At 66.7% G+C, this 17,528-nt stretch carries 10 protein-coding genes and 1 pseudogene; 7 read left to right on the top strand and 4 right to left on the bottom strand.

Going from position 1 to position 17,528, the window contains the following annotated elements:
* Positions 1–136: 136 nt before the first annotated feature.
* The 4 genes from BpN12_RS22210 to BpN12_RS22225 form a co-directional block, all read right to left on the bottom strand.
* Positions 137–1,540, bottom strand: a complete 1,404-nt coding sequence (locus BpN12_RS22210) for an MFS transporter (protein WP_246797603.1) — start codon at positions 1,538–1,540, stop codon at positions 137–139.
* A 101-nt stretch (positions 1,541–1,641) separates the two neighbouring features.
* Positions 1,642–2,838 (bottom strand): CaiB/BaiF CoA transferase family protein, encoded by a 1,197-nt coding sequence (locus BpN12_RS22215; protein ID WP_246797604.1) that lies wholly within the window; start codon positions 2,836–2,838, stop codon positions 1,642–1,644.
* Between the two features lie 12 nt (positions 2,839–2,850).
* Positions 2,851–4,011, bottom strand: a complete 1,161-nt coding sequence (locus BpN12_RS22220) for an acyl-CoA dehydrogenase family protein (protein ID WP_246797957.1) — start codon at positions 4,009–4,011, stop codon at positions 2,851–2,853.
* Between the two features lie 32 nt (positions 4,012–4,043).
* Entirely contained in the window at positions 4,044–4,937 is an 894-nt protein-coding gene (locus BpN12_RS22225; protein WP_246797605.1) for an HTD2 family dehydratase, read from the bottom strand.
* 168 nt (positions 4,938–5,105) lie between these two features.
* Here BpN12_RS22225 and BpN12_RS22230 point away from each other — a divergent pair, with 168 nt between their 5' ends.
* The 7 genes and pseudogenes from BpN12_RS22230 (at position 5,106) to BpN12_RS22265 (ending at position 17,489) form a co-directional block, all read left to right on the top strand.
* Entirely contained in the window at positions 5,106–6,047 is a 942-nt protein-coding gene (locus BpN12_RS22230; protein ID WP_246797606.1) for a LysR substrate-binding domain-containing protein, read from the top strand.
* A 73-nt stretch (positions 6,048–6,120) separates the two neighbouring features.
* Complete coding sequence (locus BpN12_RS22235) at positions 6,121–7,017, top strand: MurR/RpiR family transcriptional regulator (protein ID WP_246797607.1); 897 nt, start codon at positions 6,121–6,123, stop codon at positions 7,015–7,017.
* A gap of 236 nt (positions 7,018–7,253) precedes the next feature.
* Positions 7,254–10,481, top strand: a complete 3,228-nt coding sequence (locus tag BpN12_RS22240) for a type VI secretion system Vgr family protein (protein ID WP_246797608.1) — start codon at positions 7,254–7,256, stop codon at positions 10,479–10,481.
* A gap of 59 nt (positions 10,482–10,540) precedes the next feature.
* Positions 10,541–15,109, top strand: coding sequence for an RHS repeat-associated core domain-containing protein (locus tag BpN12_RS22245; protein ID WP_246797609.1), 4,569 nt, complete (start codon positions 10,541–10,543; stop codon positions 15,107–15,109).
* Positions 15,110–15,116: 7 nt separating this feature from the next.
* On the top strand, positions 15,117–15,620 hold the full coding sequence (locus tag BpN12_RS22250) for a DUF4265 domain-containing protein (RefSeq protein ID WP_246797610.1): 504 nt from the start codon (positions 15,117–15,119) through the stop codon (positions 15,618–15,620).
* Between the two features lie 157 nt (positions 15,621–15,777).
* Positions 15,778–17,067: pseudogene (locus BpN12_RS22255) on the top strand (RHS repeat-associated core domain-containing protein); the annotation flags it as partial.
* Positions 17,064–17,489, top strand: a complete 426-nt coding sequence (locus tag BpN12_RS22265) for an SMI1/KNR4 family protein (RefSeq protein WP_246797611.1) — start codon at positions 17,064–17,066, stop codon at positions 17,487–17,489. The pseudogene BpN12_RS22255 and the gene BpN12_RS22265, both read left to right, overlap by 4 nt.
* The last annotated feature ends 39 nt before the right edge of the window (positions 17,490–17,528 follow it).

Here is a 17,528-nt window from a genome sequence, read left to right on the forward strand (position 1 = left end):
CGGCGATGATACGCGGGCCGGAGGGCGGCGCAAAGAGGATCGGGCAAGCGGGGCGCGGGCGCTGATGTCATGGGACGTTCGATCATCGGCGGGAAGCGGCCCGCCCGCGCGGGCCGTTCGTCATGGGACAACCGGCTCAGTGCTCGGCCACCGTCTCGGCGGCGCTGGCCTCGCCCGGCTCCGCGACCGGGCCGCCGCCGTCGCCGGGCGAGATGTCCTCCAGCGCGTGCCGGCTCGTCTCCACGCGCAGCACCGCGATCGCCACGCACAGCACCGCCAGCACGATGCTCACCATCGAGATCACGCCCGACACGCCGAAGCGCTGGTACAGCAGCAGCGCCAGATACGGCGTGGCGATCGACGAGGCGCGCCCGCAGGTGCCCGCCACGCCGGTGCCGCGCAGCCGCACCTCGGTCGGGAACAGTTCGGGGATGTAGCCGAACAGCCCGAGCGTGGTGATCGTGTAGAGCGCGCTGACGAGCCCGAAGCCGACGATCACGATCGCCGTGGCGTCGCGCAGCGTCACGTAGAGCCAGCCCAGCGCGATCGTCACCAGCGAGGCGATCACGATGCCGCGCGCGCGGCCCCAGCGGTCGGCCACCGCGTAGCCGATCAGGCCGCCCACCGGCGAGCCGATCGACATCAGGAACACGAAGCCGAGCGACCTGACCACCGACAGCCCCTCGGCCACGAAAAACGTCGGCAGCCAGGCGACGAAGCCGTACAGGCCCACGTTCACGCCGATCGCGGTCAGCGCGGCCACCAGCGTGCGCCCGCGCATGGCCGGCGCGAACAGCCGCGCGAGCGGCACGCGGCCCGTCTGCAGGCTGACCGTGCGCGTGACGGGCGGCAGCGCGCCGTGGCGCGCGCGGACCTCGGCCTCGATCGTCGCGAGCGTGGCCTCGGCCTCGTCGAGCCGGCCCACCGATTCGAGCCAGCGCGGCGATTCGGGCATGCGCTTGCGCAGGAACCAGACCACCAGCGCGCCGACGCCGGCCAGCGCGAACATGTAGCGCCAGCCCAGGTGCGGGATGATCCAGTAGCCGGCCGCGAGCGCCGCGAACAGCCCGCTGTTGGTGATCACCGCGAGCAGCGACACCCACTTGCCGCGCGTGGCGGGCGGCACGAATTCGGCGAGCGTGCCGGCCGCCACCACCAGCTCGGCGCCGAGCCCGATGCCCATCACGAGGCGCAGCGCGATCAGCCAGTCGATGCCGGGCGCGAAGCAGGCCGCCAGCGACGCCACGCCGAAGATCGCGAGGTTGAGCTGGTACGAGTAGCGGCGGCCGAGCCGGTCGCCGACGTAGCCGGCCGCGAACGCGCCGATCATCATGCCGATGAAGGTGGACGATACGAACATCGCGCCATGGGCCAGGTCGGTGAAGCCTTCCTTGACCATCGAGGCGAGCGCGCCGTTGGCGAGATAGAGGTCGAACGCGTCGAGGAACGCGCCGCCCGCGATCAGGCCGAGGATCTTCCAGTGGAAACGCGAAACGGGCAGGCGATCGAGCCGGCCCGCGGCATTGACAGTGCGGGTCATCAGGGGTGTCTCCGTTATCGCGCCCCGTGCGCCCGGAGCGGGCGCGGGGCGTCGTCTTGTGATCGGTTGCGGGTGCCGCGCGGCCAGCGTCGCCAGCGTCGCTAGACGACGCCGGACCGATGCAGCGCGGTGATCGCCTCGTGCCCGTAGCCGAGTTCGGCGAGGATCGCGTCGGTGTGCTCGCCGAGCGCCGGCACCGGGTCCATCCGCGCGTCGTCTTCGGCGGCGAGGCCCGGCGGCAGCAGCGCCGGGATCTCGCCGGCCGGCGTCGCCACCGTGGTCCAGCGCCCGCGCGCGGCGAGCTGTTCATGCTCGCGCACGGCCTGCATGTCGTTCATGCGCGCGCTGGCGATCTGCGCGGCGTCGAGGCGCGCCAGCACCTCGGGCGCATCGAGCCCCGCGAACACCTGGTCGATCAGCGCGCCCAGTTCGTCGCGATGCGCGACGCGTCCGCTGTTCGAGGCGAAGCGCGCATCGTCGGCCAGCTCGGGGCGGCGCAGCACCGTCTCGCAGAAGCGCTGCCATTCGCGCTCGTTCTGCAGGCCGAGGATCACCGTGTCGCCGTTGCCGCCGCCGTGACTGGTACCGACGCGAAACGGCCCGTAGGGATAGATGGTCGCGTGCGAGGCGCCCGCGCGCGGCGGCGGGGGCTGGCCGTCGAACGCGTAGTAGAGCGGGTAGCTCATCCACTCCACCGTGCTTTCGAGCATCGACACGTCGATGTGGCGGCCGCGCCCGGTCTTCACGCGCGCGAGCAGGGCGGCGAGGATGTTCGAATAGGCGTACATGCCGGCCGCGATGTCGGACACCGAGCAGCCCGCCTTGGCCGGCGCGTCGGGCGCGCCCGTCACCGACAGGAAGCCGGCCTCGGCCTGGATCAGCAGGTCGTAGGCCTTGCGGTCGCGATAGGGGCCGTCGAGGCCGTAGCCGGAGATGTCGCAGACGATCAGGCGCGGGTGGCGCGCGGCCAGGCTCGCGTGATCGAGCCCGAGCCGCTGCGTGGCGCCGGGCGCGAGGTTCTGCACGAACACGTCGGCCTCGGCCAGCAGCGCCTGCACGATCTCGAGCGCCACCGGCTGCTTGACGTCGAGCGTCAGGCTCTCTTTCGAGCGGTTGGTCCAGACGAAGTGCGAGGCCAGGCCGCGCACGCGCTCGTCGTAGCCGCGCGCGAAGTCGCCGCTGCCGGGCCGTTCGATCTTGATCACGCGCGCGCCGAGATCGGCGAGCTGGCGCGTGCAGAACGGCGCGGCGATCGCATGCTCGAACGTCACGACGCGGATGCCTTCAAGCGGGCGCATGGGATGCCTCCGTCAGAACGAGCGCGGCAGGCCGAGCACGTGCTCGGCCACGTAGGACAGGATCAGGTTGGTCGAGATCGGCGCGACCTGATAGAGCCGCGTCTCGCGGAACTTGCGCTCGACGTCGTATTCGCAGGCGAAGCCGAAGCCGCCATGGAACTGCAGGCAGGCGTTGGCCGCCTCCCACGAGGCGTCGGCGGCCAGCAGCTTCGCCATGTTGGCCTGCGCGCCGCACGCCTCGTGCGCATCGAAGCGGCGCGCGGCCTCGAAGCGCATCAGGCTGGCCGCCTCGACGTTGACGTGGGCGCGCGCGATCGGGAACTGCACGCCCTGGTTCTGGCCGATCGGGCGGCCGAACACCACGCGGTCCTTCGCGTACTGCGTGACCTTGTCGACGAACCAGTGGCCGTCGCCGATGCACTCGGCCGCGATCAGCGTGCGCTCGGCGTTGAGCCCGTCGAGGATGTAGCGGAAGCCCTGGCCTTCCTCGCCGATCAGGTTCTCGGCCGGGATCTCGAGGTTGTCGAAGAACAGCTCGTTGGTCTCGTGGTTGACCATGTTCGGGATCGGCTGCACCGTCATGCCGTGGCCGATCGCGTCGTGCAGGTCGACGAGGAAGATCGACATGCCCTCGCTCTTCTTCTTCACGTCCGCGAGCGGCGTGGTGCGCGCGAGCAGGATCATCAGGTCCGAATGCTGCACGCGCGAGATCCACACCTTCTGGCCGTTCACCAGGTAGCGGTCGCCGCGGCGTACCGCGGTGGTCTTGATGCGCGTGGTGTCGGTGCCGGTGGTGGGCTCGGTCACGCCCATCGACTGCAGACGCAGCTCGCCCGAGGCGATCCTCGGCAGGTAGCGCGCCTTCTGCGCCTCGGAGCCGTGGCGCAGCAGCGTGCCCATGTTGTACATCTGGCCGTGGCAGGCGCCCGAGTTGCCGCCGTTGCGGTTGATCTCCTCCATGATCACCGAGGCCTCGGTAAGCCCGAGGCCCGAGCCGCCGTACTCCTGCGGGATCAGCGCGGCGAGCCAGCCGGCCTGCGTGAGCGCGTCGACGAACTCGGCGGGATAGCCGCGCGCCTCGTCGATCTTGCGGAAATACTCGGCGGGAAACTGGCTGCACAGATCGCGAATCGCGTCGCGGATGTCCTGGAAGGCGTCGGTGGTGGCGTTCATCGTGGGCAAGGGTGGGGCCGCAAGGTGGGGAGTCAGGCGAGGCGCGCGCGGGCCGACATCGTCAGCCGGCCTTCGTGGTCGTGCGCCCACAGGTCGAACGCGCAACCGTCGTCGGCGCGGCGCCCGCACAGCGCGAGCGGATGGCCGGCGAAGCTCGGGTGGACGGCCTGGTAGACATACTCGGCCACGCGCATGCCGGGGGCGAAGCGCGCGGCCGCGTCGAGCAGCAGGGTGGCCACGAGCGGGCCGTGTACCACGAGGTCGGGATAGCCTTCGACTTGGCGCGCGTAGTCGCGGTCGTAATGGATGCGGTGGCCGTTGAAGGTCAGCGCCGAGTAGCGGAACAGCATCGCCTCGGTGGGCATCACGCGGCGCTCCCATTCGGCGCCGCCCGGCGCGGCGACCGGCGCCGGCAGCGTTTGCGGCCGGCCGGGCACGGCCGCCTCGCGATAGACGATGTCCTGTTCCTCGCGAATCGCCGTGACGGCGCCGGCGCGGATCTCGTGCAGCACCGTGACGAACGCGAGCGGGCCGCTGCGGCCCGTCTTGCGCTCGATCGACAGCACGCGCGATTCGCGCGTGGCCGTCGAACCCACCGGCAGCGGCGCGGTGAACCGCAGCCGCCCGCCCGCCGCCATCCGGCGCGGCAGGCCGAGGTCGGGCAGGAAACCGCCGGTGGCCGCGTGGCCGTCCGCGCCGAGCGCGGCCTGCGGGGTGATGGACCAGAAGTAGAGCCAGTGCCAGAGCGGCGGCAGCGCGTCGCCGATCGCGGGCGGCGCGTCGAGATCGAGCGTGGCGGCCAGCGCGGTGGCCGGCGCGGTGCCGATCAGGTCGCTCACGCATTGCCGGGCGGGCTTGGCGATGGGAGCAGCGGGGTCGAGGGGATCGGCGCTGGACGCGGGTGAACCGGACGGATCGAGGGGCATGCGGTGTCTCCGGCTAGGGCGCGGGCGAGGGAATTCGCGCGCCCGGATTCGTATGGACCGACTGTAGGGGAATGCGCGGTACGCCGGAAATACCGATTGGATGTGCCGGTCATAGGGGTATCCTATGACCGCTCCGGCTCCTTGCGCCATCCTTTCGCCGCCCCCGTCATGGATATTCGCCAGCTCCGCTATTTCGTCAACATCGTCGACTACGGCAGCCTCGGCAAGGCCGCCGAGATGCTCTACGTCGCGCAGCCCTCGCTGAGCCAGCAGGTCGCGAAGCTCGAGCACGATCTCGGCGTGCCGCTGCTCGTCAGGAGTCCGCAGGGCGTGAAGCCGACCGCCGCCGGGCAGGCCATGTATCGCCACGCGCGGCTCGTGCTGCACCAGATGGAGCAGTTGCGCCAGGAGGTGCGCGAGGGCGTGGGCGCTGAATCGGGCACGGTGGCGCTCGGCTTTCCCACCACCATGTCGGCGATCCTCGCGATGCCGGTGTTCGAGCGCGTGCGCGAGCGCTATCCCGGCATCCGCCTGCAGTTCTTCGAGAGCATGAGCGGCTACCTGAACGAGCTGCTCGCCAACGGCCGGCTCGATCTCGCGATCCTGTTTCGCGACACCAACACGCCCGGCATCTCCACGTTGCCGCTGTTCGACGAGGCGCTGTGCCTGATGGGCGAGCCGGGCGGCCTCTCGCCCCGTGCGCGCAGCTGCCCGCTCGCGGCGCTCGGCGGCGTGCCGCTGGTCGCGCCCGGTGCCTCGAACGGGCTGCGCGTGCTGCTCGAACGCAGCTTCGCGCGCGAGCAGGTGCCGCTCAACATCATTGCCGACGTCGATTCGCTGCCCACGCTGCTGTCGATCGCGCAGTCGGGCGCGGCCTGCACGATCCTGCCGTCCGTGTCGGTGGCGCTGCGCGCGCCGGCCGACCGGCCGCGGATACGCCGCATCGTCGATCCGGTGATCCGTCGGCCCGGCAGCCTCTGCTGGCCGAACGCGCTGCCAGTCAGTTCCGCCTCGCTCGCCGTGCGCCACGTGATCCGCGAGCTGGTGGTGGAGCTGTGCGCGAGCGGCGCGTGGACCGGCATCGCGCTGCGCGAGGCCGCCGCCGCGTGACGGACAGGGGGCGTGGGGCGCGCCGGCCCTGTTGCTAGAATGGCGCCACATGACAAACCGCCCGGCTCCCCGTATGCCATCTTCCCGACCCGACGCCGCCGGCAGCCCGCCGGATTCCGGGCGCCAGACGCCCGAGGCATTGCTGGCCGACATCTCGGCGCAGTTCGCGTCGCTCAGCAAGCAGTTGAAGCTGATCGCGCGCCACGTCGAGGCGCATCCCGGGCGCGTGGGCCTGCAAGGCGTGCAGGAAGTGGCCAACGATTGCGGCGTGCAGCCCTCGGCGGTGGTGCGCTTCGCGAAGCACTTCGGGTTCTCCGGCTTCTCCGGCATGCAGCGCGTGTTTCGCGACGCGATGGTGCGCCAGGTCGCGCCCGAGCTCAGCTACCAGTCGCGGATTCGCGGCATCATCGAGCAGGGCGGGCCGCGCCGCACCAGCGAGCTCGCCGCCGAATTCCTCGGCGACAGCATCGCCGGCATGCAGCAGCTCAGCGCGTCGCTCGACGCGCCCGCGTTCGAACGCGCCGTGGATCTGCTCGCCGCCACCGACGCGATCTGGCTGGTCGGCATGCGCCGCTCGTATCCGGTGGTCGCCTATCTCGACTACGCGCTGCAGCACACCGGCAAGCGCATCCAGCTGGTGGCCGGCACCGGCGGCATGCAGGCCGGGCAGCTGCGTTCGCTGCGCGCCGGCGACGTGGTGCTGGCCGTGTCGTTCGCGCCGTATGCGCAGGAGACGCTGCAGATCGTCGAGGACGGCCTGCAGCGCGGCGCGACGCTGATCGCGATCACCGACAGCCGGCTCAACGCGCTGGCGAGCCGCGCCGACGCGGCGCTGCTGCTGCAGGAGTCCGACACCTTCGGCTTCCGCTCGCTGACCAGCACCATGGGGCTCGCGCAGAGCCTGTTCATCGCGCTTGCCTACCGGCTCGAACTCGCCTACGACCCGGCACCCGATCACGCGAAAAGCTGAATCGGGGCCGGTGCGCCAATCACGAAAAGTCGGCAGAAATTACAGATCCGGCGATTAATCGAGGTATTAATTTCTGATTAATCGGCCGATTTTCTCGCGCATGAACCGATGGCCCGATTAATTAGCCATTGTCATACCCGCATGGTTCGCGAATCGCTGTCTGGCCGGTTACAATCGCCCGTCGATTCAATCAGACGCTTGCCGAGAGCGCTGAATAAGAAGAAGGGCGAACCACCATGAACGTGCAGGATATCGCGGGGGCGATCCAGGCCGGTGTGATTCAGCAGGACCGGCTCGTGAAACTCGACACCCCGCTGGGATCGGACCAATTGGTCGTGCAACGCGCCGTCGGCCGTTCGAGGCTGGGGCGCGACTATGCGTTCACGCTCGACGTGGTCTCCTCCAACGACGACGTGCCGCTGAAATCGCTGATCGCACAGCCCGTCACGCTGTGGCTCCAGCAAGCCGACCAGAGCTACCGGCCGATTCAGGGCCACGTATTCACCGCGCGCCGGCTCGGCGCCGACGGCGGGCTGACCACCTACCAGCTGACCATCCACGCGTGGCTGCACCTGCTGCACTTCCGGCGCGACCAGAAGATCTGGATCGACAAGAGCGCCGACGCGATCATCACCGACGTGTTCAACGCGCACCCGCAGGCGAGCGGCCGGTTCCGTTTCGCGCTTTCGCAGCCGCTCGCCAGCCGCTCCTACACGCGCCAGCACGAAACCGACTGGAACTTCGTCCACCGGCTGCTCGAGAGCGAGGGGCTCTACGGCCACTGGGAGCAGGGCGGCGACGGCAAATCGCATACGCTGGTGGTGACCGACGCGATCACCTCGCTGCCCGAACTCGCGCCGGCCAGCGTGTCGTTCGCGCGGGTGGCCACCGGCGCCGAGACCGACGCGCTCACGCAGTGGTCCGGCACGCGCACGCTGCAGAGCGTCACGCTGACCACCCGCACGTTCGACTACAAGAACCCCGCCGTGCCCGCCAATCCAAAGGGCACGCTGACGCCGACCATGGGCCAGCAGGGCGAGCTGCCCGATCAGCTGGAGGTGTACGACTACACCGGCGCCTACACGTTCGGCGACCAGTCGCGCGGCGACCGGCTCGCGCAGATCCGCATGGAGGAATGGGAGTCGCGCGCCAAGCGCTTCCACGGCGCGGGCGGCGCGCGCGCGCTCGATGCGGGCCGGCGCTTCACGCTGGCCGACCATCCTGTCCATGACGCCGATCCGGCCGCGCAGCGCGAGTTCGCCACGATCGAGGTGGCGTGGTGGATCGAGAACAACCTGCCCGTGACCGGCGCGCCGCATTTCCCGCACAGCCTCGAAACCGAGCTGGCCGAGGCGCGTGCCGCCGACGGCGGCGCGGCGGCCGGCGTCGCGCATGCCGACGGCTCGGTCGGCTTCTATCGCGTCGAGGTGGAGGCGCAGCGCACCAGCGTGCCGTACCGCAGCCCGCTCGAACACCGCAAGCCCGAGATGCATCTGGAGACGGCCGTCGTGGTCGGGCCCGACGGCGAGGAGGTCTATACCGACGAGCTGAACCGGATTCGCGTGCGCTTCGTCTGGGATCGCGTGAATCCCGGCGACCAGGGCGCCTCGACCTGGGTGCGCGTGGTGCAGGCCGACACCGGCGGCGGCTATGGCGGCGTGCATGTGCCGCGCGTCGGCGAGGAGGTGCTGATCGACCACGTGGGCGGCGACTGCGACCGGCCGCTCGCGATCGCGCGCGTCTACAACGGCGCCGTCAAGCCGGAATGGCACAGCAACGGCATCCTGTCCGGCCATCGTTCCAAGGAGTACGGCGGCAGCGGCTACAACCAGATGGTGATGGACGACGCCACCGGCCAGAACCGCGTGCAGCTGATGAGCAGCAGCGCCAACAGCCTGCTGCACCTGGGCTACCTGATCGACCAGAGCGGCAACTCGCGCGGCGCCTACCTCGGCAGCGGCTTCGACCTGCGCACCGACGACTACGGCGCGCTGCGCGCGAGCCAGGGCCTGTACCTGACCACGCATCCGAAGGCCGCCGCGAGCCAGCCGCTCGACGTCGGCGAGACGCAGCAGCAGCTCGTCAGCGCCGAGAGCCTCGTCGAGGCGATGTCCGACGCGAGCGTCCAGCATCAGGCCGAAAGCCTGCAGGACGCGCACGACGCGCTGCGCGCGCTGACCGACGCGACCCAGAGCAGCGCCAGCGGCGCGAGCGCCTCGGGCGGCAACACCGCGGGCGGCGGCACCGGTAGCGCCAACGCGTTCCAGCAGCCGGTGATGGTGTTCGGCAGCCCGGCCGGTATCGGCGTGTCGTCGAAGCAGTCGATCCATCTGGCCGCCACCCAGCACCTGAACCTCGTCAGCGCGCAGAGCACGCACGTGGCCGCCGGCAAGTCGCTGGTCGCGAGCATTGGCCAGAAGCTGAGCCTGTTCGTGCAGAACGCCGGCATGAAGCTGTTCGCGGCCAAGGGCAAGATCGAGATCCAGGCGCAGGACGACAACGTCGAACTGAGCGCGCAGAAGACCGTGAAGGTGCTGTCCGCCACCGACCAGGTGCAGCTGGCCGCCGATCAGGGCATTTTGCTGACGAGCGGCGGCGGCTACATCCGCCTGAGCGGCGGCAACATCGAGATCCACACGCCCGGCACCGTCGACGTGAAGGGCGCCTCGCACGTGTTCGCGGGGCCGGCCAGCATGGGCTACCCGCTGCCGTCGCCGCGCCCCGACCAGCCGGGCCAGCTCGAACTGCTGCATCAGTACGCGAACGGCGAGGCCGTGAAGGGCGGGCAGTTCTCGGTGCTCGACGCGAACGGCGGCGTGCTGCGCCAGGGCGCGCTCGACGCGAGCGGCAGGAGCGTGGTGAGCGGGCTGCCGCCCGGCGTGGTGCAGGTGGTGTTCGGCAAGGACCCGCGCTCGCAGGCCGACAAGGCCAGCGCATTCAAGCTGCCGACCTGGCCGGCGCCCGAGACCACCGCGAATGGCGGCGCCGAGGCCGGCGCCGCCGCGCAATCGCAGCTCGGCTCGCTGCTGCCGTCGGCGGGGGCGCTGGCGTCGTCGGCCGGGGCCGTGGCCAAGGCGGCCGGCGCGGTGACGGGCGCGGCCGGTGGCGGGGGCCTGGGGGGACTCGGCGGCGCGCTCGGTTCGGTCGGCTCGCTTGGCTCGCTCGCTTCGGGCGCGCTCGGCAAGGCGGGCAGCCTCGGCGGAGCCGCAGGCGCGAGCGGGCTCGGCAGCCTCGGCAGTGTCGCCGGGATGGCCGGCTCGCTGGCGTCCGGCGGTACCACCGGATTGACTGGCGCGCTCGCCTCGAAGGGACTCGGCGCGGCGCAGCAGGCGCTGGGCAGCGCGCTGCCGGCCGGCGCGCAGGGGGCATTGTCCCAGGCCAATGCGCTGAAGTCCGCCGCGCAGCAGCTCGGTGGCCTCGCGCAAGGCGCGCGCGGCGCGGCCGCCGCCCTGAAAATCGTTTGATGCGCGGCGCCCGATTCCTTCGTCGATTTCGATAAAAACCCGATCCGCACGTTCTCAACATGAATTCGCCGGCCACCATTCAACCGAAGCCGACCGACATCTTCGTCGGTCCGCTCAGCGGCTTCCATCCGATCGACATCGACGCGAATCTGCGCGACCTGAACCAGTGGCTGATGGGAATCAGCCATGGCGTGATCACCCTCGACCGGCTCAAGACCGTCGCGGAAAACATGCCGGTGCTTGCCAACATCTTCGCAGCCGTGGATCTGATCGGCGACATTCGCGCGATGATCAATCATGGCAACAGGCCGCTCAATCTGTTCGACTGGCTGAACCTCGGCCTCGACCTGATCGGCGTGATTCCGCTACCGGTTGGCACCGCCGAGGTGCGCATGGGCGCGCGGCCGATGCTCAAGCTGATGCGCGAGGAAGTGGCCAAGAACGGTCGCGCTGCCGGCGAAGCCGTCCTCAACATGGTGCGCGACGGCATCATCACCGCCATCGTGTCAAGTCTCCAGGCGCGCTATGCGGGCGAGATCGAGACGTTCCTCACCACGCTGCGCGGCGCGCTGGCCGACGTGCTCAACCGGGCTGCGACGTATATCGGCGCGCTGATGAGCGGCCTCGCCGACCTGTTCGACCATGCGGGCGGCAAGCATTACAGCGCAGCCAACAATGTCCACGACGCTGGCTCGCACCTGCATCAACTGGTGTACGAACCGGGCAGCACCTTCAAGAGCCTCGGCCTGCTGTTGCATGACGCCGTCAAGATCGTCGCGAAGGCCGGCATCAACACCGTTTCCTCGGCGGTTCACACCGTGGATTCGCATGCCGGCGATCAGCTCAGGGCGATCGCGAACGGCCTGCGCCAGAAGATTCCGGCCGTGCAGAAGGCCGTGAGGGAGCTCAACGGCAACGACATCGGCAAGATCGGCTGGCTGATCCAGGTCGCCGAGGAAGGCGTGAAGCGGTGGCGCATGTCGCACCCGAAGTCGCAATCGGTGGGCGTGCCCTCGCACGGCAAGGCTCAGGCGCAGGCGCATCGCGGGCAGGGGCCGCACGAGACGCTGCACAAGACCGCCGACGCGAAGCATCCCGGCGGCGGATGCTGCAACCTCAACTCGGCGGTGCCCACCCCGGCCGCGAGATCGGGCGGATCGATCGGCTTCGCGCTCGGCGACGAGCGCATCGATCACGACGACTTCACGATCGACGGCCCGTTGCCGATCATCTGGGTGCGTACCTACCGCTCGTTCTTCGACGCCAACGACGCCGGCGGCGAACTCGGGCCGCGCTGGATCACGCCCTACACCGTGCGTTTCGACGTGCATGACAGCAAGCTCGTCTATCACGATGCCGAGGGGCGCAGCCTCGATTACCCGCTGCTCGACGTGGGTGTCGCGCACGACGATCCGGCCGAGAACATGACGCTGCTGCGCCTCGACGATCGCTGGATGAGCGTGACGCGCGGCCACGATTTCCTCGAAGCCTACGAGCGCGACGGCGACCGCTACCGGCTCGCGTTTCTCAAGGATCGCGCCGGCAATCAGCTGACCTGCGATTACGACGCGCAGGGGCGCCTGTACCGGCTGATCGCGCCGCACGTGCAGGTGGCGTTCAAGCACGACTCGCAGGGGCGCATCGTCGAGATCGTCGAACATGATGCCGAGGGCGTGCGCGTCGGGCAGCTCGCCGCCTACGAATACGACGCCGAGGGCGATCTGACCGGCGCCCGGGACCGCTTCGGCAATCATCGCGAATACCGCTACCGGCATCACCTGCTCACGCGCTACACCGATCGCACCGGGCGCGGCATGAATCTCGAGTGGGACGGCACGCATCCGAAGGCGCGATGCTTCCGCGAGTATCGCGACGACGGCAGCGACGAGGTCACGCTCGCCTGGCATCCGGACTTCCGGATGGTCAGCGTGACCGATGCGCTCGGCAACGTTACGCAGCACTACTACGACTACAAGGGCTACACGTTCCGCGTGATCCATCCCGATGGCAGCGAGGAGTGGCTGTACCGCAACGCGAACGAGAAGCTCGTGGAGTACATCCACCGCGACGGCGGCGTGGAATTCCTCGACTACGACGCGCGCGGCAACTTCATCCGGCATCGGCGCGTGGACGGCAGCGTGATCGAGATGGAGTACGACGCGAAGGATCAGCTCGTGCGCACCATCGATCCGCAGGGTCATGCGTGGGCGCAGGAGTATGACGATGCCGGCAACGTGGTACTTGCCAAGGATCCGCTCGGGCACGAGACGAAGTATCAGTACAACGGGCAGGGGCTGCCGATCAAGGTGGTCGATGCGAAGGGCGGCACGAAATCGCTGAGCTATGACGCAGGCGGCAGGTTGGTGTCGTATCGCGATTGCTCGGGCAAGACCACGCAATGGAGTTATGACGCGGCTGGGCGGTTGAGCAGCACCAAGGATGCGGCCGGTACCACTACCGCGTTCGCCTATGGCGCGAACGGGCATCTGGCTGAGATCGTGTCGCCCGCCGGCGTCGAGACGATCCAGTACGACGCCGAGGGGCGGCTGATCTCGACCGTCGATCCGATGCAGCGCACGACGCGTTATTCCTATGACGGCGCGGGACGCGTCTCGCTGCGCGTCGATGCGCTCGGGCAGCGCTTGAGTTATGGCTACGACCGGCTTGGGCGCCTCGTGCGGCTGACCGATGCCAACGATGCGTCTTATACGTTCCGTTATGACCCGGTTGGCAGATTGCTCGAGGAAGTCGAGTTCGACGGCAAGACGACGCGTTATGCCTATGACGAAGCCAGCGGGCGGCTCGACTCGATCGATGAGGCCGGGCGCGTGACGCGGATCGGACAGGATGGTGCCGGCCGCTTTGCGCGGCGCGAGGTGGGAGACGACCTCGAGCAGTTCGCCTATGACGCGAGCGGACGGCTGATCGACGCGAGCAACCGCTACAGCCGCGTGCAGCGCTTCTTCGATCCGGCCGGCAATCTCGTGCGCGAGCACCATGCCTATGACGTATTCGGCGTGAAGCGCAGCTACGTCTGGCATCACGGCTACGACGAACTCGGCAACCGTGTGCGCACCGTGCGGCCCGACGGACATGCGATCGACTGGTTGATGTATGGGTCCGGGCACGTGCATGGGCTGCTGGTGGACGGCGAGGACCGATTGCAGCTCGAACGCGACGACCTGCATCGCGAGGTGACGCGCACGCTGTCGAGCCGGATCGGGCAGAGCACCGTCTACGATCCCGCCGGACGCGTCGAGCGGCAGACCGTGCAGCGCGAAAAGGCGCCGGCCGCGTTGAGTACGCGGCGCTATCGCTATGACGCGGCGGGACAGCTCACGCAGATCGAGGATAGCCGCAAGGGCGCGACCGATTACCGGTACGACCCGGTCGGTCGGCTGATCGAGGCGATCGGGCCGGGCACGCGCGAGCGGTTCGCGTTCGATCCGGCGAGCAATATCGTCGATCCGGGCAAGCCGGAGAATGCGCGCACCTCGTCGTTGTCGATGGCGCGCAGCGAGAGCACGCTGCCGGCTTCGGTGCCGAAGGTGCTCGGCAATCTACTGAAGGAATATGCCGGCACGCACTTCGATTACAACGAGCAGGGGAATCTGATCCAGAAGCGCTCGCCGGGCGGGACGCAGCGGTTCGAGTGGGACGGGTTCGACCGGATGAGCGCGGCGAGCGTCGAGGAGCCGTCACGGCATAGCGCCTCGCGGTATTACTACGACGCGCTGGGGCGGCGGATCGCGAAGGACGTGAACGGCGCGCGGACCGTGTTCGGCTGGGACGGCGATACGCTTGCGTATGAATCGAGCGAGGCTGGTAGCACGCATTACGTGTACGAGGCGCGTTCTTTCGTGCCGATGGCGCAGTATGTGACGGCGCCGGTGGCGGGGATCGAGACGCCGGTGGCGCGCGTGGACGAGCGGTATACGCCCGAGGATGATCCGTTGCAGCACGTGCCGGAGGCGCAGGGCGAGGCGCGCGTGATGTTCTATCACTGCGACCAGATCGGCACGCCGCTGATGATGACCGACGAGGCGGGAGAGGTGGTCTGGGAAGCGAGCTACAAGGCCTGGGGCGAGACGCGGGAGGTGATCGAGCGGGCGTCGGTGGCGGCCGGGGTGGCGGCGGTCAGGAATCCGCTGCGGTTCCAGGGGCAGCAGGTTGATGATGAGACGGGGCTGCACTATAACCGGTATCGGTATTACGATCCGAGTAGTGGACGGTTCGTGTCGAAAGACCCAATCGGCTTGGCGGGCGACATCAACGTCTATCAATACGTACCAGCGCCAACCGAATGGATCGATCCGCTTGGGTTGGCACGCATCCCGGCTTCTGTCAAACAGAAAGTGGCTCAGGAGAATAAAGACTTCTTTGGGACGGAAACGTGTGAATGCTGTGGCACCGACGTGGTGCCTGGTCAAAAAAGTCAACGCGGTGTCATACCCCCGGCGAACGAACGCCAGTTCGATCACGTCGAACCCGACTCACTAGGCGGGGCAAACAACGAAAAAAACACACAACTGCTATGCCGTAAGTGCAATCGCGGCTTCTCGAATAAGCTGAAGGAAAATTTTAAGCAACTCAACCGTTTGGGGCGCAACCCCTGCGGAAATGAATAGGATCATCATGGCAGGCTTCGTAAAAATCGTGTTTCGTCTTAAAACTGACGCTGACGGATATCCGCCCGTTGGCTTCGAATCACTATGGGGGCGGGCTCTTGGCGAGAATTCCTACGTGATCGACAACGTGCCCTACTACATATGTGGGGTGAGCAAAGGTGATACGGTTGTGACCGAGGAGATTGACGGCGAAGTGGTTGCCACTGGAGTGATTGCCCGAGAGGGGCATTCGACCCTCCGGGTGTTTGCGGAGGATGATGCAACCAGAAAGGCAATTGTCCAGAGCCTCACACAATTGGGAGCACAATGCTCGGTAACCGACGGGTTATCGCTCTTTGCAGTTGATATTGCCGCTGATGTCGAGTTTCAGGGAATCGACGCCTTCTTGGCTTCGCAATGCGATGGCGAGCACGTTGCCTATGAGGATGCATGCCTCCAGCACGCGGGAATAGACAGCGTGCGAATGGATGAGTGTTCGTCACTGGCGACGGTGCCATTGCGACTCAATTAAACCTTTGTCGACGCCGGGAAGTTAGCCTCTATCAATGCGTTAGGATAATGGCTGGTTAACTGCTACAACTAGTTTGGGCGTCTTGCGAAGCTTATTACGCCAGCAAATGCTTTTTTTCTGCTTCGCATTGAATTGATGGCATGATTGATTGAATCGACCAGATGGGCGCGAGCGGTTCGCGTTCGATCCGGCGAGCAATATCGTTGATCCCGGCAAGCCGGGGAATGCACGGATCTCATCCATGTCTTCGTTGGCGGCGCGCAGCGAGAGCACACTGCCGGCTTCGGTGCCGAAGGTGCTCGGCAATCTGCTGAAGGAATATGCCGGTACGCACTTCGATTACGACGAGCAGGGGAATCTGATCCAGAAGCGCTCGCCGGGCGGGACGCAGCGATTCGAGTGGGATGGGTTCGACCGGATGAGTGCGGCGAGCGTCGAGGAGCCGTCACGGCATAGCGCCTCGCGGTATTACTACGACGCGCTGGGGCGACGGATCGCGAAGGACGTGAACGGCGCGCGGACCGTGTTCGGCTGGGACGGCGATACGCTTGCTTATGAATCGAGCGAGGCTGGTAGCACGCATTACGTGTACGAGGCGCGTTCTTTCGTGCCGATGGCGCAGTATGTGACGGCCCCGGTGGTGGGGATCGAGACGCCGGTGGCGCGGGCGGACGAGCGCTACACGCCAGAGGACGATCTGCTGCAGCGCGTGCCGGAGGCGCAGGGCGAGGCGCGCTTGATGTTCTATCACTGCGACCAGATCAGCACGCCGCTGATGATGACGGACGAGGCGGGTGAGGTTGTCTGGGAGGCGAGCTACAAGGTCTGGGGCGAGACGCGGGAGGTGATCGAGCGGGCGTCGGCGGCGGCCGGGGTGGCGGCGGTCAGGAATCCGCTGCGGTTCCAGGGGCAGCAGGTTGATGATGAGACGGGGCTGCACTATAACCGGTATCGGTATTACGATCCGGACAGTGGCCGGTTCGTTAGCTAGGCCCCTGTCGGTTTATTCGGGGGAGTCAATTCCTTTACCTATGCTGATAATCCAGTGGCGTAGATTGATCCACTTGGCCTTGCAAAACGATGCGACTGTCCATGTGGTGTCGAGCCACATGGTAATCAATCAAGCCCAAGGCCTTTTGGTTATCAGAGCCGTCATATTATTCAGGATCGTTGGGCGAAGGCAAATGACATCGATGGGTATAACTATCGGCAGGCGCCTGCCATACTTATACCTCAGAATCCCACGCATAAAGCAATTAGTGATAGTAAAAATACTCGTCGCGATGCGATGGTGGCTGCGGGGCAAGATCCATGGAGTACCAGTATTCAAGATCAATTTAATTATTCTTCCCAGGATATGCGCGTAGCAGGGGTTTCGGATGATTGTAGGAAGCATGCTTTGAAAAAGGCATGCAAATATTTCGATAAACTCGAGGATTTTAAATGATGGATTTTCCTAAAATTTTCGGCGAGAAATTCAAGAAAAATGACTCATCTGCGTTGCTGGATATTGAGAGGCTGGAGTCTGTGATTGGTACTTCCTTGCCCTCAGATTATAAGGATTTTCTGCTTTGGTCTGATGGCGGGGAGGGAGAGGTTGGGGATCTTTACTTGTCAATGTGGACGCTTAGTCAGCTGAGTGATCTCAATTCTTTGTATTTGATAGATAAAAGAATGAGCGCGAAATTTTTGGGGATTGGTACGGATGGTGGGGATTATTGTTTTGCATTGGATCTCCGCGGAGGATGTGAGTTTGTGGTCGTTCCGCTAGGTGCTCTTGCGGATGATGAAGTCAGAAGGTTAGATAACTCATTTGTTCCTGGAGTGGAAAAAATTAGGGATTACATCATTACGGGAAATGATTTATGATTTTTGCGATTGATTTGAGTGCGTTGTGTAGGTGTACTT

This window comes from Burkholderia perseverans, assembly GCF_022870505.1.
GTDB classification, from domain to species: Bacteria; Pseudomonadota; Gammaproteobacteria; order Burkholderiales; family Burkholderiaceae; genus Burkholderia; species Burkholderia plantarii.

What these genes read in the sequence shown, in the direction of transcription:
- BpN12_RS22240 (WP_246797608.1), top strand. Translation starts at nt 7,254, where the DNA reads ATGAACGTGCAGGATATCGCGGGGGCGATCCAGGCCGGTGTGATTCAG.
- BpN12_RS22225 (WP_246797605.1), bottom strand. Translation starts at nt 4,937, where the DNA reads ATGCCCCTCGATCCGTCCGGTTCACCCGCGTCCAGCGCCGATCCCCTC.
- BpN12_RS22220 (WP_246797957.1), bottom strand. Translation starts at nt 4,011, where the DNA reads ATGAACGCCACCACCGACGCCTTCCAGGACATCCGCGACGCGATTCGC.
- BpN12_RS22235 (WP_246797607.1), top strand. Translation starts at nt 6,121, where the DNA reads ATGCCATCTTCCCGACCCGACGCCGCCGGCAGCCCGCCGGATTCCGGG.
- BpN12_RS22245 (WP_246797609.1), top strand. Translation starts at nt 10,541, where the DNA reads ATGAATTCGCCGGCCACCATTCAACCGAAGCCGACCGACATCTTCGTC.
- BpN12_RS22265 (WP_246797611.1), top strand. Translation starts at nt 17,064, where the DNA reads ATGATGGATTTTCCTAAAATTTTCGGCGAGAAATTCAAGAAAAATGAC.
- BpN12_RS22210 (WP_246797603.1), bottom strand. Translation starts at nt 1,540, where the DNA reads ATGACCCGCACTGTCAATGCCGCGGGCCGGCTCGATCGCCTGCCCGTT.
- BpN12_RS22230 (WP_246797606.1), top strand. Translation starts at nt 5,106, where the DNA reads ATGGATATTCGCCAGCTCCGCTATTTCGTCAACATCGTCGACTACGGC.
- BpN12_RS22215 (WP_246797604.1), bottom strand. Translation starts at nt 2,838, where the DNA reads ATGCGCCCGCTTGAAGGCATCCGCGTCGTGACGTTCGAGCATGCGATC.
- BpN12_RS22250 (WP_246797610.1), top strand. Translation starts at nt 15,117, where the DNA reads ATGGCAGGCTTCGTAAAAATCGTGTTTCGTCTTAAAACTGACGCTGAC.